The organism is Archangium minus (assembly GCF_044360475.1).
Lineage (GTDB): Bacteria > Myxococcota > Myxococcia > Myxococcales > Myxococcaceae > Archangium > Archangium minus.
The window spans coordinates 8014486-8035968 of record NZ_CP043494.1; the positions used below are offsets into that span (position 1 = coordinate 8014486).

18 protein-coding genes are annotated in these 21483 nt (G+C 66.1%); 8 read left to right on the top strand and 10 right to left on the bottom strand.

Features of this window, described 5'->3' with window-relative positions:
• Nucleotides 1–66 precede the first annotated feature (66 nt).
• Nucleotides 67–534, top strand: coding sequence for a MaoC family dehydratase (locus F0U60_RS32505; RefSeq protein WP_395805701.1), 468 nt, complete (start codon nt 67–69; stop codon nt 532–534).
• Nucleotides 535–616: 82 nt separating this feature from the next.
• Here the strand turns inward: F0U60_RS32505 and F0U60_RS32510 are convergent, their stop codons facing one another.
• A complete protein-coding gene (locus tag F0U60_RS32510; protein ID WP_395805703.1) occupies nt 617–1564 on the bottom strand; it encodes a type 1 glutamine amidotransferase in 948 nt (315 codons plus the stop codon).
• A gap of 115 nt (nt 1565–1679) precedes the next feature.
• Between F0U60_RS32510 and F0U60_RS32515 the strand changes: the two genes are divergently transcribed.
• Nucleotides 1680–2828 (top strand): 2-deoxy-5-keto-D-gluconate 6-phosphate aldolase domain-containing protein, encoded by a 1149-nt coding sequence (locus F0U60_RS32515; protein ID WP_395805705.1) that lies wholly within the window; start codon nt 1680–1682, stop codon nt 2826–2828.
• Nucleotides 2829–2862: 34 nt separating this feature from the next.
• Here F0U60_RS32515 and F0U60_RS32520 read toward each other — a convergent pair whose 3' ends face one another.
• Together F0U60_RS32520 and F0U60_RS32525 are read right to left on the bottom strand one after the other, a co-directional pair.
• Nucleotides 2863–4203, bottom strand: a complete 1341-nt coding sequence (locus tag F0U60_RS32520) for a hypothetical protein (RefSeq protein ID WP_395805707.1) — start codon at nt 4201–4203, stop codon at nt 2863–2865.
• Nucleotides 4200–4490, bottom strand: a complete 291-nt coding sequence (locus F0U60_RS32525) for a hypothetical protein (protein WP_395805709.1) — start codon at nt 4488–4490, stop codon at nt 4200–4202. The genes F0U60_RS32520 and F0U60_RS32525 overlap by 4 nt, the downstream gene beginning before the upstream one ends.
• Nucleotides 4491–5956: 1466 nt before the next feature.
• Here F0U60_RS32525 and F0U60_RS32530 point away from each other — a divergent pair.
• The 4 genes from F0U60_RS32530 (at nt 5957) to F0U60_RS32545 (ending at nt 8485) form a co-directional block, all read left to right on the top strand.
• Nucleotides 5957–6331 (top strand): DUF2380 domain-containing protein, encoded by a 375-nt coding sequence (locus F0U60_RS32530; RefSeq protein WP_395805711.1) that lies wholly within the window; start codon nt 5957–5959, stop codon nt 6329–6331.
• Complete coding sequence (locus F0U60_RS32535) at nt 6328–6798, top strand: NUDIX hydrolase (RefSeq protein WP_395805713.1); 471 nt, start codon at nt 6328–6330, stop codon at nt 6796–6798. The genes F0U60_RS32530 and F0U60_RS32535 overlap by 4 nt, the downstream gene beginning before the upstream one ends.
• 465 nt (nt 6799–7263) lie before the next feature.
• Complete coding sequence (locus F0U60_RS32540) at nt 7264–7626, top strand: NUDIX hydrolase (protein WP_395805715.1); 363 nt, start codon at nt 7264–7266, stop codon at nt 7624–7626.
• 49 nt (nt 7627–7675) lie between these two features.
• Complete coding sequence (locus F0U60_RS32545; protein ID WP_395805717.1) at nt 7676–8485, top strand: hypothetical protein; 810 nt, start codon at nt 7676–7678, stop codon at nt 8483–8485.
• Between the two features lie 8 nt (nt 8486–8493).
• Here F0U60_RS32545 and F0U60_RS32550 read toward each other — a convergent pair whose 3' ends face one another.
• The 4 genes from F0U60_RS32550 to F0U60_RS32565 all read right to left on the bottom strand — a co-directional run bounded on the left by F0U60_RS32550 (nt 8494) and on the right by F0U60_RS32565 (nt 14355).
• Nucleotides 8494–9363: a DUF2381 family protein gene (locus F0U60_RS32550; protein ID WP_395825561.1), complete on the bottom strand. Its 870-nt coding sequence runs from the start codon at nt 9361–9363 to the stop codon at nt 8494–8496.
• Nucleotides 9364–9421: 58 nt separating this feature from the next.
• The gene (locus tag F0U60_RS32555; RefSeq protein ID WP_395805719.1) at nt 9422–11140 is read right to left on the bottom strand and encodes a serine/threonine protein kinase; all 1719 of its coding nucleotides are present in this window, start codon (nt 11138–11140) and stop codon (nt 9422–9424) included.
• Nucleotides 11141–11460: 320 nt separating this feature from the next.
• Nucleotides 11461–12579: a polysaccharide deacetylase family protein gene (locus F0U60_RS32560; protein ID WP_395805721.1), complete on the bottom strand. Its 1119-nt coding sequence runs from the start codon at nt 12577–12579 to the stop codon at nt 11461–11463.
• A 33-nt stretch (nt 12580–12612) separates the two neighbouring features.
• Entirely contained in the window at nt 12613–14355 is a 1743-nt protein-coding gene (locus F0U60_RS32565; RefSeq protein WP_395805723.1) for an NADase-type glycan-binding domain-containing protein, read from the bottom strand.
• A 267-nt stretch (nt 14356–14622) separates the two neighbouring features.
• Here F0U60_RS32565 and F0U60_RS32570 point away from each other — a divergent pair, with 267 nt between their 5' ends.
• Nucleotides 14623–15963, top strand: coding sequence for a hypothetical protein (locus F0U60_RS32570; RefSeq protein WP_395805725.1), 1341 nt, complete (start codon nt 14623–14625; stop codon nt 15961–15963).
• Nucleotides 15964–15965: 2 nt separating this feature from the next.
• Here F0U60_RS32570 and F0U60_RS32575 read toward each other — a convergent pair whose 3' ends face one another.
• The 3 genes from F0U60_RS32575 to F0U60_RS32585 all read right to left on the bottom strand — a co-directional run bounded on the left by F0U60_RS32575 (nt 15966) and on the right by F0U60_RS32585 (nt 19947).
• Nucleotides 15966–17144, bottom strand: a complete 1179-nt coding sequence (locus F0U60_RS32575; protein ID WP_395805727.1) for an aminotransferase class I/II-fold pyridoxal phosphate-dependent enzyme — start codon at nt 17142–17144, stop codon at nt 15966–15968.
• Between the two features lie 197 nt (nt 17145–17341).
• A complete protein-coding gene (locus tag F0U60_RS32580; protein WP_395805729.1) occupies nt 17342–17638 on the bottom strand; it encodes a DMT family transporter in 297 nt (98 codons plus the stop codon).
• Between the two features lie 98 nt (nt 17639–17736).
• Nucleotides 17737–19947 carry a PAS domain-containing protein gene (locus F0U60_RS32585; RefSeq protein ID WP_395805731.1) on the bottom strand — a complete coding sequence of 737 codons (2211 nt, stop codon included), beginning with the start codon at nt 19945–19947 and terminating at the stop codon, nt 17737–17739.
• 381 nt (nt 19948–20328) lie between these two features.
• Between F0U60_RS32585 and F0U60_RS32590 the strand changes: the two genes are divergently transcribed.
• Nucleotides 20329–21315, top strand: coding sequence for an aldo/keto reductase (locus tag F0U60_RS32590; RefSeq protein WP_395805733.1), 987 nt, complete (start codon nt 20329–20331; stop codon nt 21313–21315).
• The last annotated feature ends 168 nt before the right edge of the window (nt 21316–21483 follow it).

Consider the following 21483-nt stretch of genomic DNA (forward strand, 5'->3'; position numbering starts at 1 on the left):
ACGTCCCGTCCTCGAGTTGTCAGATGGCGTCATGACGGGCTCGCCCCCTCGTGCTATGGGCGAGCCATGGCCAACAAGACGATCATCGAGGGTCTCGACGGACTTCGGGCGGTAGTTGGACAGCAGCTCGGAGCCTCCGAGTGGAAGGAACTCACGTACGAGGACATCGTGCGCTTCGCCGAGGCCACGGGCGATTCCCAGTGGATCCACGTGGACCGCGAGCGGTGCAAGCGCGAGTCGCCGTTCGGAGTGCCCATCGCGCATGGGTACTTCAGCGTCTCGCGCATCGCCGGGCTGTTCTTCGAGACCGTCGACATCCGAGGCTTCGCCCTCGTCCTGAACTACGGCTTGAACAAGGTCCGCTTCCCTACCCCGCTCAAGCTCGGGGCCCGCTACCGGCTGAGCCTGAAGCTGGCGGAGCTCAAGGACGTCCCCAAGGGCGTCGAGGCCCTCCTGCTCGCGACCATCGAAATCGAGGGCGAGTCCAAGCCGGCGTGCGCCGCGGAGGTGCTCTACCGGTACCTGCTCGCCTGAGCGGCAGGGCTGCATGGCCGACGAGCACCGTTCGTCGGCCTGTGCGGCGAGCAGCCACCAAGGCGCGCTGGAGCGGCGCGGGCTACACCGTCAGCGGCGCGGAGGTGAGGGCCTCCGAGCCAGGGGGCACCTCCGCGTCCGGCTCATCCAGCAGCACCAGCAGGGGGATGGCCGCCCCGGTCTCCCCGAAGCTGGCCATGCCTCGCACCGTGCCCCCCACACGCGAGCCATCCGGACGCTCGAGCGAGATGGCCTGTCCCACGCGGACGATGGGGGTGCGCCGGGGAATGCCAGGGGAGAGCAGCACGCCTCGGCCCGCCAGCCGGTGGGTGGAGTCCACGGTGAAGAGGTAGCGCTCCCCTCCTCCCGCTCCCACCTGCCGCGCGAAGAAGAGGGCCAGCCGCTCCACCAGCAGCATTGCGTGTTGCTGCACCCGAGCCAGCCGCGAGCTCTCTCGCTCCAGCAGCTCCTCGGCCCCGAGCCCCACGCGGTTCACATCCCCGGGCGAGGCCCGGACCCAGCGCTCGAACATGCCCACGTCCACCTCGGGATGGAACTGCACGCCATAGGAGGCGCCCACCCGGAAGGCCTGGTGCGGGTAGCGGGAGCTCGAGGCGAGTACCTGCGCCCCCGGCACGGACTCGAAGGTGTCCCCGTGCCAGTGCAGCACGTCGAAGAACTCCTCGAAGCCAGCGAACAGCGGGTCGGCCAGCCCCGCCACCGTCAGGGACACCGGGTGCACGCCCACCACCGGCCCCTTGTCTCCCGGATGAACGCGGGCACCCGCCGCGGCGGCGAGCAGCTCCGCGCCCAGGCCGAGGCCCAGATTTGGCCGCCCTGCCTCCAAGCGGCGTGCGAGCAATCGCCGCTCCTCCTCCAGAAGAGGAGCGGCCTCCGCCCCGAGCTCGCCCAGGGACGCGCCCAGGACCACGACCAGGTCCGCCTCCACATCCTCGGGGCGCGGTGGGGCTCGTAGACGGACATCCAGGGTGAAGCCCGAGCGCCGCAACGCGGGGCCGAGCTGCCCCAAGCCTCGTTCTTCCTCGTGAAGCAGGACGACGGCAGTCCGGGGGGGTTCGGAAGGTGCGTTCATTCCGGGAACATTCGCACGCCTGGGCGAGCCGCCCACCCTCTGGTGCGAGAGGGTGTCATGGAGAACATCTTCCCGCGCACAAAGCGAGGTCCGGGTCCGCGAGCCTGGGAGGTGGCCTGCTCCTGTTCCAATCGACCCGCCCCACTGCTTCGCACCTGGGGACTTCCGGGCTGCCAGCCCGTGCCGAGGTGCCTCACCTTCTAAAAGGAGAGCCCACCTCCGGTCATTCCTCATGTCCACGCTTCAACCCGCCCCCGTCCCCCACCTGTACCTGCTCGCCTTCGACGAGCGGCATTCCTTCGAAAACGCACTGCTCGGGCTGTCCGGTCCCCCCACACCCGACGAGGCGGAGGCCATCCGCCACATGAAGACCCTCATCTACACCGGATTCCGGTTAGCCCTCCGGCGGGGCGTCAAACACGACGGCACGGGCATCCTGGTGGATGGGCAGTACGGAAACAACGTGGCGAGACAGGCCCTTGAGGAGGGCATCCTGCTCGCCATGGCCGCGGAGAAGAACGGACAGGAGGAGCTCGACCTTGGGGAGGGGGCGTGCGTGGGGCCTCACATCGAGACCTTCGACCCCGCCTTCACGCAGGCACGGGTGCGCTACAACCCCGAGGATGAGCAAGAGATAAACGCCCGTCGGACGGAGCGACTCGCCCTGCTGACGGAATGGCTGCAAGCGCATGGGCGCCGCTTCCTGCTGGAGTTGCGAGTGCCGGCGACCCAGGCGCAGCTCGAGGCCCTTGGAGGAGACGAGGACCGCTATGACCACGAGCTGCGACCCTCGCTCGTGGTGCGCGCGATGAGCGAGTTGCAGGCGGGCGGAGTGGAGCCGGACATCTGGATGCTCGAGAGCCTGGACCGGACGGAGGACTGTCTGCGCGTGGCCCTGCAGGCCCGCGAGGGAGGCCGAGAGCACGTGTCCTGTATCATCCTCGACCATCACGCGGACTGGGAGGGACTGGAGCGTTGCCTGAGGGTGGCCGCACCCATTCCGGGCTTTATCGGCTTCGCACTCGGCCGCACGCTGTGGTGGGAGCCCCTTCAGGCCCTGCACCAACGCCAGCTCACTGCTGCCGAGGCCGCCCAGCGCATCTGCGACAACTACCAACGCGCCCTCCTCCTCTGGAACGAGGCGCTGCTGCGTTCTGATTGCCAGCGTTCCGCAATGCAGCAAGAGGTCGCGCCATCCTGAATCACGTACTCCTGCCTTCGCAGCACCTCAAGCGTCAGCCCCGGTGCCGCTCGGCTACGCGGTAGAACCTGGTGAGGGAGTAGTCCAGCAGCGCCTGTCGCGAGCGCATGTAATGGCGTGCCCGGACAAAGGGAAGCCAGACACGGTTGCCCACGAGTACCTGAGTCTCTTCGAGCTTCTTTCGCGGAATCCATCTGCCGCCCAGGTTACGCACCATCACCTCGCCCAGATACGCGCCAATAGCAGGCACCGCATGCTCGTCAATGGCTTCTCGCAGGCGGCTTGTCGGGAACTCCTCGCGCCAGAAGAAGAAGTCGACGTCAGCGAGCGACTCAGGCTTGGCCGCGAAGACGGAAGGCGCCTCGGTGTGCAGCAGGGCCACGAGGTGCTCGGCGAGAGTGTCGTAATGTTCAAGAGTGCCTTCCGGGTCGTCCACGTCCGGGGGCAGGACAGATTCGGCGGGGCACCACTCCTCGGGCTCGGGCGGCTGCCAGAGGTTGAGCTCGGCGATCTTTCGCTGGCGCTCGTGGCTGGCAACGAAACTCACCACGCGCGAGAGGAGCGGCGCCACGTCCGGGTGGAAGCGAGGCTCCACAGGGGCAAGCAGGGTGCTGCGCTCGCTCAGGGTACGCAGCACGGTGTCGTAGTCCAGGTCAGGCCGGAGGTGAGCGTGGGCGCGGGCCTGCGCGAGCCGTGCCTCCTTGCTGGCGAAATCCGCCACGGTGGGCCACGTCATGATGAGGACGGAGCCGTTGGGCAGTTCCTCTACCCAGTGGGCCGGCGTGGACAACATACGCTCGCGGCCAACGGTTTCCACCAGCTTGGGTCCGAAGACGTTGAGCCAATACACCTCGTAGATTTTGTCGAACCCGTCTTGAATGGAGGTCTGCTGATCGCGACCAAAGCGGGGAGAGCCCGCCAACTGCGCATCATCACTGCTGTGGGCCCAAGCATGCGTGACTGGGTAGCGGTTAGCCCAGGCGCGCACCATTTCCATGAATTGGCGACAGCGATCCGTCTCTGCGAAGAAAGAGAGCGGCTTCACCTTGAGGATGATGTTCAGCTTGGGATGCCGTGGTGGGAGCGAGAGCCAGAGCCATGTGTCCAATGCAGGCCACTCCGTCCGGTAGAGCCCGATAGACGAAATGTTTTCGTCGCGCTCCTCTTCCAGGGACTTCCAGATGGCGGCGCGGGAGTATCTGCGTTGCCGCTTGCCATGGACGACGTCCGGCATCCACCCGCCAGCGCACTCCTCGAGCGCCTGGAAAAAAGGCGCAAATTCGCTCTCCAGCGCTGCTTGTGGACTGAAGGTACCGTTGAAAGAGAGCAGGAGGTAGTCCTCGCCCCTCGAAGCATGAAATTTCAGCACCTTCATTGGAACAGAACCTCCACTCCCGGAACCTTTTCCTTGGTTGCGCTCACGGCTGTTTCCAACACGACTACGTTCGTAGGCTTGAGCTCACCCCTTTCGTAGATGAGGCGGACCCGCTGGACGGGCACCTTGCTTCCCTCGCGGAGAAGGGGCTGGAGGGAGTCCCGTCGGATGTCCAGGGTCTCGCCGTAGTTTCGCAGAGCGTCCCTCGCGTCCTCAAGCATCTGCGCTCCCAGCTCCTTGACGCCTAGCTCCGAGAAGTTGCGGCTCTTGAAGCTCAACGTCTCCACGCGCCGTGGCCCTCCTCCGAGTTCTCCTTCTTCGATGACGAGCACATCCGCGAAACGCAGGGCAGGAGGTCGCGCCCGCCTGAAGTCCGCGCTCCGATTCACACCTGGGCTACACCCCTGCGCGCCGGTTGACGCGGGTGCTGCCTTCGCGGCACCTCACGCATCCAGGTGAATTAAGTGGTCGGAATCTTTGGACCTGGGAATCAGGTCGCACTCACCCGCCTTCTCTTGGCTATCCGGATCTGTCGGAGATACCCGCTAGAGTGGGAGTTCCCCATCGGAGGCGCTGATGACGTCCACGCTGCTGGTGCTGCTGCTCTCCCAAGCGACCCCGGCCCGATGGGTGGGCCTTCTGCTCGCCCTGGCCCTGCTGTCCGCCGGCTGTGCGTCACTGACGCCACCGTCCGGCAGTGGGACGCACCTGCACTACACGCCGGGCGAGGCCACGGGGCCTGCATCGGCCCAGGGGCCGGGTGTCGAGTCTCCCCGCCTCCTCGTCTCAACGCCTGAATCCGAGATACCGGAGCGAGTGCACCGGCGCCGGTCCGCGCGTGAGGTGACAGCGGCGGGCTCGGATGGCGCGGAAAGAGAAGCGCGGCAGAGAGCCCTCGCGGCTCAGTTGGCGTTTCGCGGTGCCCTTCGCGAAGTATCAGGTTCCACCCGTCGCATCTCCGGCGAACTCGCCCGGCTCAAGGCCAGTGGCCGGGGCCTCGCCAGCGGAAACGCTGTCTTCCTCCGTTACGCCGACTATGGCGCCACGCAAGTGCGGTGGATGGACGCCCAGCTCGCCGCCGCCACCCAACTGGCCAACGCGGCTTCGGAGGTGGAGGACCCGGACATGCAGCTCGCCCTGCTACGCGTGGCCGGCCCTCGGCTGGAAGCCGCCATGATGGGCTCGCTCCTGATCGCCGTCTGGCTCGACTTCCTCAACCTCGCCGACATCGCGCTCAAACAGCACCTCTACCCCGTGGAGACGCTCTTCGCGGACATGTGGCGCAGGCAGGAGATGCTCGAGCCCGCCATGAGGGCGCTCTCCTCCCGGGAGCACGAGCAGGTAGAGGCCGCGGCGCGAGACGTGCCCCCGCTGGTAGGTCACCTCACGAACGAATTCGCTGCCACTGTGGAGAGAATGCGCGTGGCGGCGGAGAACCTTCAGAAGGTGCTGGTGCTCAAGGAAGCCATCGAGACTGCCACGATGCTCTCGACGATGAGGTTCTCGCTGCCCTCGGCGCCTCCGTCCGCTCCCGCCCTGGTGGGTATTGGCCTGGCGGTAGGCGGCGACGGGGTGATGATGGGCACGCGGATTGTCGTGTCCGCTGAGTGGGTGGAGCTGGTGCGGCAGTTGGTGCGCGCGGGCGTCCTCTCCCTGCCCGTCGTCAGCGCCGCCGTGCGGACTCAGACCAGCCAGGTGATGCTCGCGCAGGCGCATGGCGAGCTGCCGAGGGGCGTGCGTGAGGCGCTGGGTGATGGGCCCGAGGTGGGGGCTATGCACGAGACGGGAAAGACGGGGGGCTGGCATGGCCGAGCCGCCGAGGCACCATATCCTGCCCAAGGAGTTCCGCCCGTGGTTCGAGAGGCGCGGCCTCACGGGGGAGATGGACATCGACGAGTTCTGCGTCAAGCTGGAGCAGGCGCACCACGAGGCCATCCATGGCGGTGGAAACTGGAAGTTGGGGCGTACATGGCCCGGTGAATGGAACCGGATGATCATGGAGGCGCTGTACGAGGCAGAGGCCGAAGCTGGCCGGATGTTGACGCGGAATGAGATTCTGAAAGCCGTCGCGGGCTATATGAAGGAGTACAGAATCCCAATGAAATTTGTCCGGTGGAGAAGACCATGAGCGACGGACGTGCATGGCAGGGCAACGTGAAAGCGCGCCTGTATGAGAGGGTACGTGAGCGCGGTTATGATTCGCTCACCGCCTTCGCCGAAGCGCGCCCCACCGCTTCGCTAGTGGAACTGGCGGATGAGCTTGGTCCTGATGACATTGCGGCAGTGCAGGTGTTCAGCGGGTTGGTTGCCGAGGCTGAGCAAAGCCGCAGGGTCACGCGTCTGGTGCGCGGGCAACTCGTGCGCGAACTAGCTCAGCATCTCCCGAACGGTTGGCCGGCCGTGCTGGACGACGCGACCCGCTTCGATGTCGCCCACGCACTCGCCCGTTGGACGACCTACACGCCGGAAACACATAAGGAGCGTGTCAAGCAGGCCCGAGCAGCGCTCCGCACCACGCCACCGCCGCCCGGCTGGCGCCCGCTCGGGCCCGACGACGAGTTGCTACGCACGCTCCTGCCCGACGAGGAGGTTTGAACCCCTACGCAAAATCGGCACGAAGACTGGGAGGGACTGGAGCGGTGTCTGAGGGTGGCCGCGCCCTTTCAGGGCTTTATCGGCTTCGCACTCGGCCGCACGCTGTGGTGGGAGCGCCTCCAGGCCCTGCACCAACGCCAGCTCACCGCAGCCGAGGCCGCCCAGCGCATCTGCGACAACTACCAGCGCGCCCTCCCCCTCTGGAACGAGGCACAGTTCCGCTCCGATTGCCAGCGCTCCGCACTTTTCAGCAGGAGGTCGCGCCCTCCTAATACCGCTCACGTTATCGAAGAAGGGGGGACGGAACTCGGGCAACCTTCTTCGCGTGCGCAATAGCCTCTAGGTGTTCCTCACGGAGGGGGTTCTCTCGACGAAGTCGGCGAACTCTTCGCTCCGTGTCCTGCAACATTCCCCATGCCGCATTGGCCTGCCGTGGGAAGAGGTGAAGTGACTGCACGTAGAGACATGCGACGTGGACGCGCATCCCCAAGTCGCGGAAGCCGAGCTGCTGGATGCGACGAAGCCAGCGACCAAACTGCCGAGGCGGAGCGACGCAAGCGGGTCACGCGTTTTGTACGAGATGTATTTACGCGTCTGTGGACCCAAAGCGTCCCAGAGGGTTGGCCGGCGGCCGAGATGGACGACGACAGCCGTTTCAAGGTTGCCGAGGCACTCGGTTCGTGGATTGCCTACACCCCTGAAACTCATAAGGAGCGCGCCAGGAAAGTCAGTGATGCGCTCTTCGCCACCCCACCGCCGCCCGGCTGGCGCCCGTGCGGCCCCGACGACGAGTTGCTGCGCACGCTCCTGCCCGACGAGGCGGTTTGAACCCCTACACCAATTAGGAACAATCCGCCCGATTGATAGAACACGCGCTATGAAGCCCGGACAGACATCTTCTCTGCAACTGCCATCCTTCCTGCATGGCACCTATCCCGAAGTCCAACAAAAGACGCAAAGGGAGGGGCTGCGATGTGGCGAACACTACCGGAAGGACGGCTCCCTTCCCTCTCCTGCCAAGTTGCTGGAGGTGCGCCCTGGCGAAGCGGTGGTGACACAAGATCTGATCGACTTCTATCGCGAGCGCTCAGCATGGCGGCTCTATATGGTATCGAATGTCAAGAGCAGCTTGTGCGAAGCCCTGGATTGGCCAGACACGTACGAAGTAGACGACCACTACGAGGCATTTTGCCGTGAAACCGCCTGGGGCGCCCTGTATTTCGCGATTGCGCAAACAGCACCAAAAAGCGCGGAGCGCATGGCATTGCGCCTCCAAGCGTTGCTGCGTTTCTGGGAGCCACTCCAGTCCGCGCGCTATCTGTTCAACAGCCCGAACGACACGCTCACCTTGGATGAATTGATGATGGCCGCTCGCGATTGGGCCATGGATGCGTGGTGCCCTGAAGGAGACGCCTCGGCCTCGGTTCGTGAGCGATTGGAGAGGGCTGCGGAACGAATGGCGAGAGCAACGCGGGAGGAAAGCATCGAGGCCATCCTCCGGCAGCTTCCTAGAGTCCTCACCTCATCGCGTGGTCTGAAGCACCGCGACGTGCTCGCCGATCCCGGGTTTCAGCGCGAGCGCCTTGCCCAACTCGATGTGCGAGCTTTCGAGCGGGTATCCGGAGCATGCACATCGGATATCCTCGCGCTGCTGCATGCCTGGGATCGGCAGATTGGGAAGCAATAAACGGTGACTTACGGAAAGGTCAGCCTGTGGAAGGTAATGCTGCGCGCGCTGTCGCCCCAAAGCGTGAGAGACAATTCACCACGAGCATCCGTTCTGGAACTATCAGCCTCTACAATGACCGGACCGTCACGCATGGGAGCAATGGGCGTGTCCTGCCGAAACTTCAGCCCCTGTACCACCCTGCCATCGGCGTCCACTAGCGAAGCGTCGACCACTGCCCAGGGCTCAGAACTCAAGTTCAACAGCAACACCTGCGCCGCGATGCCCCCTTCCGCGCGATAGCTGTACGCCACCAGAAGCGAGAGGGCTTCGGATTTCGATGGAATGAGCGAATTCTCTCTGCTCAATGGTCGGACCTCGACGCCTTGCTTGTCCATTTTCTTCTCGGCAATCAGGCTCCGCATCCCACCTGATTGCGCGAGTCGGGCCCACATCAGTCTAATCTCCGCACGCAGCTCCCGGTTCTTCGCCTGCTCCTGAGCGACCTCATGCAGGAAGGATTCCCGGGAGCGATAGTCTCGATACACCTCCACTTGATGTGTCGCCCGCCCCGACTGAGCCACGAGCGTGAAGGTGGCCCGCTGCTGAGCGGGCCCATCCCCGAGGCGTGCCGTGAGCCGGAGGCGCTCCCCTGGCACCATGTCCTGAGGAGGCAGCATGCTGATGATGTTGCGCCCCCGTGTCACCTCCAGGAAACGCACCTCGTCCTGCAGCTCCACATCGGTGGGCTCATCGAAGACGATGTTCGTCATGAGCCCTGGGCTGACGCAAATCTCTCGGGCCGGCCCCGCAGGAGCCAACGCCAGTTCGATACGCTTCAAATTCTCGCAAGCCCCGATGTTGGGCGACTGCTCGACAGGTGCGCCCTGGAGAAGCATGAGCAAGAGGATGGAAGTGGGAGAAGGGGGTAGCACGGGCAAGGACCTCCGGCTCCGGTTAGTGGAACTCCCGGACCGCTTTCAAAACGACTACGCTGCTAACGATAGCCTGTTTGGAGGTACTGCCTGGCTCCATCTCCCAACCGGGCTTCACGTCAACATCAGACACGATTTCCATGCAGACTGGCACACTCTCACTGCTGCTCGGGTAGGCTTCGGTGAAACGACCATAGACTCGCCCGTTCCCGAGAAACAGCCTGCCACGGACAACGCTCCGGCTCTGGAGTTCCCCCCAATAGCCGAGGATCTCGGCTTCGGCCTCACGCTCGGTCAGAATGGCTTCTTTGGGAGGAGGAATGCCCTTATCAGGATTGCCATTGTAAGGACGGATGACGATGGGATTTGTCTGCCCTTCTCTGATACGGAGTCTCGCGTGGCCCGACTCGTAACCCGGCGGGCACGCCTCGGGTTTCGGCGGCGGACGCAGCAACGGCCCCCCCCCGCAGGCGGAGGTGGCAACGAGGCAGGCGGAAAGCAGGGCACGGGTCTTCTGGGATTTCGTCATCTTGGGATCCTCGCTCTTGTTCGTCGCGGTGGCGACGGGCGCGGGGGTGGGTGACTTCTGAGGTCCCGCGTCTTGCCCAACTTCTCCCGTCACCTTCGTTGGCGCCAATTCTTGGCGAAGAGTGGCCTGCTGGGGTGGGAGTGAGGGAGCCGACTCTAAACGTTGGGTGGACGGTGTCAGCAGGAAGGCCGCCCCCAGCACCACGGGGAGAACGAGCATCGCGCGCCGCCCCCACCTGCGACCCTGGTGCTCGGGCTCCGCTGGCGCCGGAGTGGGCACGGGCGCCGGACGCTCCTCGCGGCCGGGTCCAGGGAACAGCGGCACACGCCAGGACTTGTCTGCCTGGGCCCACGCCCCGGACAGGGCCTCCGCGAGCGCCTTCGCATCCGCGTACCGGGCTCCGGGCGCCTTCTCCAGCATCCGCAGGCACAGCTCACCCAGGGCCGGAGGCACGCGCGGGTTGAGCTCGTGCGGCGCCGGAGGGGTCTTCCCGAGGATGGCCCCCACCATGTCCGGGTCGTTCCTATCCCCGAAGGGAAGCCGGCGCGTCAGCAGGAGGTAGGTGATGACGCCCAACGCCCACAGGTCGTCTCCTGGCGTGAACGGGTAGTGCTCGCCCTCCCACTCCCGCGCGAAGCGCCACACCTCGGGGCTGCGGTACTCCGGGGTGCCGGGCGGCATCCGCATCGTCAGCCGCTGTGCTCCTTCCAGGACCGCCGCGCCGAAGTCCACCAGCACCGGCTGCCCGTCCTCCTTGCGCACGACGATGTTGGCTTCCTTGAGGTCCCGGTGCACCACGCCAGCAGCATGGACGTCCGCCAGGGTGAGTGCGAACGGCAGCAGCACCTGCATCACGAGCTCGAGCGCGGAGGGGTTCTCCTCCTTCGCCCACACATCCAGCGGACGGCCCTCCACGAGCTCCAGGGCCAGCACCAGGTAGCGCGGCTCATCGTCTGGCCAGAAGCCATACCCGTGGAAGCTCACCACGTTCGGGTGCCGCATCAAGCGCAGTGCGTCCACCTCCCGGTTGCTCCGAGGCTCGATGCCCACCAGCTTGATGGCGAAGGGTCGCCTCCCTCGCCTCGCTCGGTACACCGTGCCGAAGCTCCCAGCGGCGAGCAGCCCCTCGATGGCGAAGCCAGCCACTTCCGTTCCGGGCTCCAACCGCCAGGGCAGCTCGCGTCCTGCCTGTCCACCGTCTTCGTCGAACATCGGGTCCACCTCCGAAAATTTCGGAGGTTACCAGAGAAGTCGTGCTCCGTCCCGAACCTGAGTAGTTGGGTGGGTGACACGAAACGCAGGGAAGAGAAAATCGCGGACGCGGTGTTGAAGAGGGCGAAGTGGCCGTGATCCGAGGGATGCTGCACGGTGAACACGTAGGTGCAAAGCACGCGACGTGGCACCAGGGGCCGCGAGGCCCAAGGGCCGTCGATTCGAAGCAACCATGAAGGTGCACGCACCTTCGCAGGCACGGAACTTCCACGAGGGGGGCGGAGACGCCCCCCTTCGTCGTTTCCAGGGCCGGGACTCCCCTACTCCGCGCGGCAGTCCACCCAGCGCACGCCCGAGCCGCGCGTCTCGCGCCAGATGCGCGGGAGCGCCTCGCGGGCCCTCGGGTGGATGTCGTGGAACAACACGGTGCCGTGCCGCCACAGCAGCATCAGCGACAGCACGCGCCCGGCGGCCTTCGCGCCCGTGTTGCTCGAGTGCCAGTCCTGCGAGTCGATATTCCACAGGACGTTCTTCATCCCGCTCCGCTCCAGCGCCTGGAGGAGCTCCGGGTTGCGCTGTCCGTACGGCGGGCGGAACAGCGTCAGCTTCGCCTGGCCCTCCGGCAGGCTCTCCGCGAGCCTGGAATGAAAGGACTGCATCCCGGCCACAGCACCCTCCCACGAGGCATGAGAGCGGTGCTCCTGCCCATGCGAGCCCACGCACATGCCCGCGTAGAGCGCCCGGAGCTGCTCCACCGAGGTCGCCTTGCGCCGGGCCTCATAATTGTTCCCGAGCAGGAAGAAGGCCGCGTGGATGCCCTCGGAGCGGAGCAGCGTGAGGAGCGTATCCGTCTCCCCTCCCCTGGGTGTGGGACCGTCATCAAAGGTGAGCAGGAAGTGACGGTCCGGCAGCTCCAGGCCGAAGCGCTCGGAGGGCGACAGGGGGAGGATCTCACTCGTCACCTTGGGGAAGAGCCCCGCCAGCCGGACCAGCTCGTACAGGTAGCCCTGGTAGAAGGGCTTCTGCTCCGCGTACCAGGGCGCCAGCTCTGCCGGCAGCTTCGCGAGCCCCGCGCGCGAGGCGGTGACCAACGCGTCCCAGTCCTTCGGGACAGCGCCCTCACAGAAGGGGGCTCCAGTGGCGCACGTCTCCCGGGCCCGAGCGAAGTTCTCCACCAGCACCTGGCGCATCCGCTCCTTCCATTTCGCCACTGACGCCGCGTCTCCTGGAACGTCCGTGCCGGCATCAGCGGCCGCCATCACCTCGGTGAACGCGGCAATCTCCGCGCGGGAGGCCACGTCGAAGGCCTGGGGAGACGACAGCGGCGAGGGCCACTGGGAGCGCTCGGTCAGTGACACCTTCAGGCCCGCGGCCTGGGCGGAGGGGGCGAGCAGGGAAGTACAGAGAAGTGCGGCCAGGATGCGGAAGGAGCGGTGCATGGAATCTCTCGGGAACAGGCGGGGCCAGGGGTCCTACTCCGCCTCGGCCTGCTTGCGCTGCATGCGCAGGATGGCGTCGTCGTAGACCTTCATGGAGCGGTTCTGCCGAGCCCACCAGAAGTTCTGCTCGGCCTGCTTCCAGTCTCCCTGGGCCTCGAAGATGCGCGCGATGTTGTAGTACGAGCTGGCCATCACCCCATTCTTCCCCGCCCCGCGCGCGAGCGCGATGGCCTTGCGGTTGGCCCAGATGGCGTTCGGGAAGTCGCCCACCTTCTGGTAGGACAGCCCCAGGTTGCTGTAGGCCTGCGCGTGCGCCGGGTCCTTGTCGATCGCCTGCTGGTAGAGCGTGATGGACTCGCGGAGCTTGCCCTGGTGGTAGAGCTGCTCGCCCTTCTTGTTGAGCGACTCGGCGCTCTCGGCCGCGGCCACCGTGCGGCGCGAGCGGGCGATCCGCTCCAGCAGCGCCGGCGGGTTCCCGGTGTACACCTCCACCTCGGCGAGCCCCGTCAAGTCGGAGCCCTCGTGCACGCTGACGACCTCGAGCTCCAGCGAGCCGGCGGTGACGGAAGGAGAGAGCGTGAACTCCTGCCGGCCCTTGCCCTTCTGCAGGGTGACCACCTTGCTGAAGGCGCCGAGCGTGAGGCGCACCTCCCGGGGGCACGCGTAGCCGGCCGGCGGAGGCGTAAGGACCACGCGGCTCACGGTCTCCTCCTTCTCGAAGCGCAGGTTCAGCCACTCGCCCACGCCCTGGCCTGGAACGCCCTCGGCCCACACGGTGTCGGGTGAACCATCCACCACGTGGAGCGGCGCGTAACGACTCTCCTCGCCCCGGAAGAAGTCCATGCGGGAGCTGGCGGTCACCCAGCTCGGCGCCTGGTACTGCGTCACGTCCAGCCCCGAGTCCTTGCCCACCTTCACCCGAACCTCCACCGCACGGCGGGTGGCGTCATCCTGCGGCCGAGGGCTGCGGTAGCTGACGACGTAGTTCACCGCGACGCCGCCCGCGAGCGAGCGGACGATCTCCTGGAAGTCGCCCGAGTCCTTGTCGAAGAAGGAGCCGCCCAGCCGGCCCGGCATCCAGTGATAGGGCTCCAGGTCCGGGCCCACCACGTGGAGCTGCACGCCCTTGGACTGGAGCACCTCCACCACACCCCGCGCGGTGCGGGAGGTGACGCTGTCGCTGGAGTGGAAGGAGGCATCCGTGACGAGCACGAAGACCTTCTTGGCATCCGGCCGGTGGGGCAGCTTCGAGGCCTCGATGAGCGCATCGAGCTGGTTCTCCGGCTCGTCGCCACCGCCATCCGCGGTCAGCTTCGAGAGCTGCCGCTTGAACTCGTCCACGTTCGACGTGTACGCGGACACTCGCTCCACGCGGTCCGAGTAGGAGACGAGCGCGAGCCGGAAGTCGAACCCGCTGTTGCCGAGGATGTCCGCGAACTGGCGGGAGCGCTCCACCAGGCCGGCGAGCTCCTCGCTCATGCTGCCGGTCTGGTCGAAGACGAAGACCACGTCCACCGGGGCCGTGGAGGAAGGACCGTCCAGGCGCTGCTCCTCGAAGGAGACGATCTCCCCTGGGACCATGTCCTCGCGCAGGGAGAAGGCGTCACGGGTGAACCCCCCCACCCGCTTGCCCGTGGCCCGGTCGCGCACGTTGACAGTCAGGGTGACGAACGGGAACTGGCTGCTCTGCGGGGTGATGATGACCTCGGGCGCCGCGGCTCCAGCGGTGGAGGCGGTCAGACAGAAGGAAGCGGCGAGGGACTTGAACCAACGCATGATGGCACCTGCGGGGACCCAGGAAGAGTGAGAGGCGGAAGGAAGCTCGGGCGACGAAGCACTCGGGCAGTCCCAGAGCACACCGCGTGCCGAGCACCAGGCAGGCAAGCACCCCTCGCAAGAGGGTCCACCCGGCCACGGTCGAGCGCCTTGGAGCTTGGGAATCGTGGCCGGGCGACCACACGCCGTGGAACGGCGACCACGGGACATCTCATCCACAGGTGCGTTCGCCACCGGTAGAGTGACGACCTGTCGTCGAACCCCGCTATGTCCGACTCTGAACTCCTCAGCTGTCAGTTCCATCCCCAGGCCGCGGCTGGCTGGTTCTGCCCGGCGTGCAACGCGAACCTGTGCCCAAGCTGTGCCGTCCTCGAGTCGGTGGCCTCCACCGACCTGAGCTCCTGCGGCCAATGTGGCGCGGCGGTGGAGGAGCTGAAGGTCCACCGCTCGCGGACTCCCTTCCTCAGGCGGCTCCTGGAGACGTGGATGTATCCCCTGAAGCCCTCGGGATTGCTCGCCCTGCTCGGGGTGGGGGCGGTGGTGGCGTTGGCTCGAGGGGTGTTCCACATCACCCCCTCTCTGCCCAAGCTCGCGGTGCTCGTCGTGTGGCTGGGTTGTTTCTGGGGCTCGCTCTTCTGGATTGTCCGCAGTACCGCGATGGGCGCTGAGCACTTCACCGCTCCCGACTTCACGAGCGTCATGCATGACCTGGTGGACCCTGCCATCCGGGGTCTGTTGGCCACGGCGCTGCTCTGGGTCCCCGCGATCCTCTTCATCGTGTTCAGCCTCGGCGGGGCGGAAGGACTGGGCCCGTTGTTCCTGCTGTTGTTGATCGCCACCCTCCTCTACGCCCCACTGGCCCTGCTGTTCGCGGCCACGGGTGAGAGCAAGCTGTCCCTGCTCAACCCCTTCAAGGTCATCGGCGTCGGCATGAGCCTGGGTCAGCCCTACCTGATGGTGGCGGCCTTCCTGGTACCGCTCGCCGGCCTCTATGTGCTGCTGACAGTGGTGGGCAAGTGGGTCGCCTCGTGGCCCGTCCCCCTCGTGGCTCCCGTGGTGGGCGAGGCCCTCTCCCTGTACGCCCCGTTCGTGATGGCACGCATGCTCGGGCTGCTGCTGTATGTGCACGGGGACCGGGTGGGCTACGGCGTGGATTCGGAGTTCTACGAGGCGGCGTTGCCCGGCGTGAAACCCCGGGGGAAGAAGCGCGCCGCACGGGGAGCCTCCCGGGAGCCGCATGCACCACCGAGCCCCCTGGAGAGCGAGGTCATGCGAGCGGTGGAGGCGAACGCACTGGACCAGGCGCTCGAGCTCTACAGGAGACTCCCCGAGCGCCTGCCTCCGCTGAACGCGGCCAGCCACCTCGCCGTGGGTCAGAGGGCCGCAACGGTGGGCGACTATCACGTGGCCGTGCGGGCCCTGAAGCAGGTGGGCCAGCACAGCCCGGAGGATCCGCTCGCGCCCAGGGCGTGCGTGATCCTCGCGCGGTTGTACGGCGAGCGGCTCGGGGACACGGAGAGCGCACAGAAGCTCTACCGGCATGTGGTGAGCCGCTACCCGGGCACGGACGCGGCCCGGTTTGCCCAATCCAAGCTGACGCCCGCGTAGCGCTACGCCGCGCGCTTCTCCAGGATGCCCGAGCGAGCGATCCACTCGACGGCCTCGGCCAGCCGCTCCTCGCGCTGCACGAGCGCGATGCGCACATAGCCCTCGCCCATGGCACCGAAGCCACTTCCGGGCACCATGGTGACACCGGCCTGCTCCAGCAGCGCCATGGAGAAGGCGAGGCTGGACTCGAAGCCGCGCGGTACGGGCGCCCAGCAGAACATGGTGGCCTTCGGCTTGGGAACGGCCCAGCCCAGGCGATTGAGCCCATCCACCAACACGTCCCGGCGGCGCTGGTACGTGGCGGCCATGTCAGCCACGCACTGTTGCGGCCCACTGAGGGCAGCGACCGCGGCGAGCTGGATGGGACGGAAGAGCCCGTAGTCGAGGTGAGCCTTCACCTCCGCCAGCTGGCCAATGAGCCTCGCGTTGCCCACGGCGTAGGCGACGCGCGCCCCCGCCAGGTTGTACGTCTTGGACAGGGAGTTGAACTCCAGGCCCACCTCCCGCGCGCCCGGCGTCTCCAGGAAGCTCGGCGGCCGGTACCCATCGAAGGTCAGCTCGCTGTAGGCGGCGTCATGCAGGATGACTGTGCCGTAGCGACGCGCGAAGGCGACCACCTGCTCGAAGAACCCAGGCCGGACAACGGCGGCGAGCGGGTTGCTTGGGTAGTTGAGGATCAAGAGCCTGGCCCGCTGCTTGACCTCTTCTGGCAGCGACTCCAGATCCGGGAGGTAACCGAGCTCGGCCCTCAGCGGGACGGGATAGAGCTCCGCGCCGGCCAGGACGGGGCCTGCGGTGTAGATGGGGTAACCCGGATCGGGCACCAGCACGAGGTCGCCCGGATCCGTGAGCGCCTGGGCAATGTGCGCCAGACCTTCTTGCGAGCCCGTCAGCCCCAGCACCTCCGAGTCCGGGTTCAGCACAACACCGAAGCGTCGCTGGTACCAGCCGGCCACCGCCTCGCGGAAGACAGGCAGGTCCCTCATCGGGTAGCCGTAGTTGTCAGGAGCCCGGATGGCCTGAACCATGGCCTCAGTGATGTGCGAGGCGGGGGGTAGGTCTGGGCTGCCGATGGACAGGTTGATGACATCGGCTCCGGTAGCGACCTTGCGCTTGCGCGCCTCGTCCATGGTGGTGAAGACAGAGGCAACGAGCTTCTGGAGACGTTGGGGCTTGCTCATGTGCATGGAACGGGTGCCCATTTATCATGCCCGGGAGGTGTGAGGGGTACCGTGCTCAACACCTCGCGGTGAGCCGATATGGCCCATCTGCCAGCGGAGATATCGCCTACCCCGTCGGGGAGCGTTCAACCCGGCAGACGACAACAGCGACAAGAAGTGCGACCGGAGGCCTCTGCCAGAGCGCTCCTTCGGATGGCTCAGGCCACGCGCAGCAGCGCGACCCCCACAAGGATGAGCAGGACCGCGAGGATGCGGGCAAATGAGAGCCCCTCGTGGAAGAGCGCGATGCTGAAGACGAGCGCCAGCGCCGCTTCCAATCCGAGCACCGCGATGTACACGACCCCCAGATCGGCGCGACGCATCGCGAAGGCCTGGAGCAAGGCCCCGAGCAGAAACAAGGCCAAGAAGGCCAAGATGGGGAGCGGGCGCGAGACTCCCGCCGAGAGCTTCATGAAAATCCCGCCGACCGCGAAGCACGCGGCCGCGAGAAACATCAGGACCATCTCCTTGCCTGACACCATGCCGCTCAGTATGCGCTGAAGCCGGAGCCCTGCGCCCGCGTGAAGTTGCGGGGCCCTCCACTCCGTGTGGCTCAAGGGACTGGAGAGAGCTGCTTCTCATCATCGCTCGGACCTCGTCCGCTCACGGGAAGGAACAGGGTGAAGGTGGTGCCTTGGCCGGGCTCGCTCCGTACTCCCATCTCACCACCCATCTTCTGAATGATGGCGTGGCTGATAGACAGGCCGAGCCCAGTGCCCGCCCCCGTCGGCTTGGTGGTGAAGAACGGCTCGAAGATGCGCGGCAGCACCTCGGGAGGAATCCCGTGCCCGGTGTCCGAGATGTCGACGCGCACGCGCTCTCCCTCCAACGCGGTGACGACCCGGAGGACGTGGTGCTCCAGCCCTCCTCCGGTCCGCATGGCCTGGGCGGCATTGATGATCAGGTTGAGGAAGACCTGGCTGAGCCGGCCCTCACTCCCAGGCACGAGAGGCAGCGCGTCGGCGTACTGCTTCTCCACCCGCGCCGTGTGCTTCAGCTCGTTGTGGGCCATGCGCAGCACGACATCGAGGCACGCGTGGATGTCCACAGGAGCCAGCGCCTCACTCGCGGTATGCGAGAAGAAGCGCATATCGCGCACGATGTCCCGGATGCGTCCGCCACCGACCAGGCTCTCGGCGATGACTTCCTCCGCCTCAGAGAGAGACTCCGCCAGACGTGGATGCAGCCCCGGCAGAGCTATCAACTCCCGCTCCAGCTCGTCCCGCCACTCCTGAAGCCAGGTGAGGTTGGAGAGCACGAAGGAAGTCGGGTTGTTGATCTCATGGGCAATGCCCGCCGCCAACGCCCCCATCGCCGCAAGCCGATCGTTCTGGATGCTTTGCTGCTCGATCCGCCGCTTCTCGGTGAGATCCGTGCCGACAATGAGCAACTGCCGAGTCTCTCCGGTCACCTGCAGCGAGGCGGCGATCCCGAGGGCCACGCGTGCCCCGCTGGCCGAGCGCAGCCCCAGCTCCTCCAGACACACCGTGCCGCGGGCGAGCAGGTCCTTCAACGACTGCCGCAGCGGCTCGCGCTCATCCTCTGGGACCAGCGCCACGAAGGGGGTGCCAAGCAACTGCCCATGGAGGAAGCCCAGCAGCCGCTCCGCCACCGGGTTGACTTCCAGCACGCTTCCAGCCGCGTCGAGCACGAAGACGGCCTCACCGGAGTGCTCCATGAGCTGACGGGTGCGCTCGTGGGCTTCGCGCACCTGCTCCTCCAGGCGAGCTGCGTCCCGCTCGATGAGGTTCTTGGCTTCTTGCAGCACTTCCTCCTGGCGCCGGCGCTCGCTGATGTCGGCGTAGATGCCAATCACCCCCGTCACCTTCCCGTTCGCGTCCCGCAGCGGCACCTTGCTCGTGAGCACCCAAGATTTTGCTCCGGCGTATTGCCGGAGGGGCTCCTCGAAGGAGAGCTTGGGGATGCCAGACTCCATCACCTCGCGGTCATCCCGGCGGTACGCCTCGGCGTGCTCGCTCAAGACGGGCATCTCGAAGTCCGTCCTGCCGATGATATCCAGCGGCGAGGAGAGGCCCATGTCCCGAGCAAACTGCGGGTTGCAGCCCAGGAAGACGCTGTTCTGGTCCTTCCAGAACACCGAGTGGGGAATGTGGGCCAGGATGCTGGAGAGCAGGGTCTGCTGCTCCAGGAGTTGACGCTCGATGCGTTGGCGCTCGCGCACCTCCGCCTGGAGGTAGGTATTGAGGGAGCTCGTGCGCTCCTGGGACTGCTCCAGCTCGGTGTTGCGGGCCTTCAGCAGCCGCACCTGGGAGCGCATGCGCAGCAACAGCTCTACCTGACGCTTGAGTGCGATCAGGCTCCGCCGCTGCGACTCTCCCAACCCACGCGGCCGATGGTCGATGACGCAGAGGGAGCCGATCGGAAAGCCATCCTCCGTCTGGATGGGGGTGCCCGCGTAGAAGCGGATGAACGGCTCGCCCTGGACGAGAGGATGGGTGGCGAAGCGCTCATCCGCGATGGTGTCCTCGACGAGCAGGATGCCCTCCCGCTCAATGGCTTGGGCGCAGAAGGAGATGCAGCGCTCCTGAACCCCTACTCCCTGCAGCCCCACGTGTGCCTTGAACCATTGCCGGTCACGATCCACCACGCTGATGAGCGCGATGGGAGTGTCACACGTCTCCGCTGCGAGCCGGACGATGTCGTCGTAATCGGGCTCGGGTGGCGCATCGCGGAGGCCAGAGAGATCGAGCGCTCGCAGGCGCTGCGCTTCATCTCGCTTCAGGGATGGAGGCGGTGTGAACATGGCGTGAAGGTGAATGTTGCAGCACCGGGCTGCTTCACTTCACATCCGGTCCGTCCGATTTCAGGCGAGCATGTAGGTCCCAGCACCCGAAGCACGCAACGGATCTGGGAACCTGCACTCGCATTGCACGGACACTGCCCACTATCCTTCACTTCACCGGAGCGCGTCCGGCTCAGAACCCAGGCGGACGCTCCCGCGGGGACTCGGAAGACGTTGATGTTGCCTAGGCAATAGCCCCAGCGCGAGGCACGTGCTCCGCTCAACGTGAAGGCCCCACACCCTCGGCCTCCGCGAATGCACGGATTGTGAGCGGTTGCCGTGGCGAGCAATCTCCCCCGCGCGTCGCGCGCACGTCCGCTCGCGCGCGGGTCGGAGGACGACATGAACCGGAGAGAATTTCTCGAAGCCACACTCGCGTTGATGATCGCCCCGAGCGCCTTCGCCGCGGGGAAGCCCTCCGCGCCTGGAGCGGTTCCCCGCCGGAAGCTGGGGCGCACGGGTGAGCAGATTTCCTGCCTCGGCCTCGGTGGCTTCCACATCGGCATTCAGAAGGACGAAGCCGAGAGCATCCGGCTCATCCGGCGTGCGCTCGACAGTGGCATCAACTTCCTCGACAACTGCTGGGACTACAACGACGGGCAGAGCGAGCTCCGGATGGGCAAGGCCCTCCGGGACGGCTACCGGTCCAAGGCGTTCCTGATGACGAAGATCGACGGCCGCGACAAGAAGACGGCCGCAAAGCAGATCGACGAATCGCTCAAGCGCCTGCAGACCGACCACCTGGATCTGCTGCAGTTGCACGAGATCATCCGCGACAACGACCCCGACCGCTCCTTCGCCGAAGGGGGCGCCATCGAGGCGATGACCGAGGCGCGCAAGGCGGGCAAGGCGCGCTTCCTCGGATTCACCGGGCACAAGTCACCGGCCATCCACCTGAAGATGCTCGAGACGGCGAAGAAGCACGACTTCCGCTTCGACGCCGTGCAGTTGCCGCTCAACGTGATGGACGCGCACTTCGACAGCTTCGAGAAGCGCGTCCTGCCGGTCCTCGTGCGCGAGGAGATCGGCGTGCTGGGAATGAAGCCCCTGGGGGGCGCCATCATCCTGGAGAGCAAGACGGTCAGCGCTCCGGAGTGTCTGCGTTACGCCCTGTCCCTGCCAGTGAGCGTGATGATCACCGGAATGGATTCGATGGACCGGCTGGAGCAGGCGCTGTCCGTCGCTCGGGACTTCAAGCCGCTCTCGGAGAAGGAAGTAGGCGTCCTGCTCGCAAAGACTGAGAAGGCGGCCAAGGACGGAGCGTTCGAAAAGTACAAGGTCAGCCAACGCTTCGATGGCACGGTCAAACATCCGGAGTGGCTGGGATGAAGCGCTCGCCATGTGAGGGTGTCATCCACCGGCCCGCTGGGAACGCGGACTTCCTGCCCGGGATGATCTTCTTCCCCACCTAAACCCACGTCCGCCACTGCTCCCCAAGACGCTCCCTTCGTTGGGGACCAGACGGACAATGCCTTCACCCCCCCTGTTCCTCTGCTC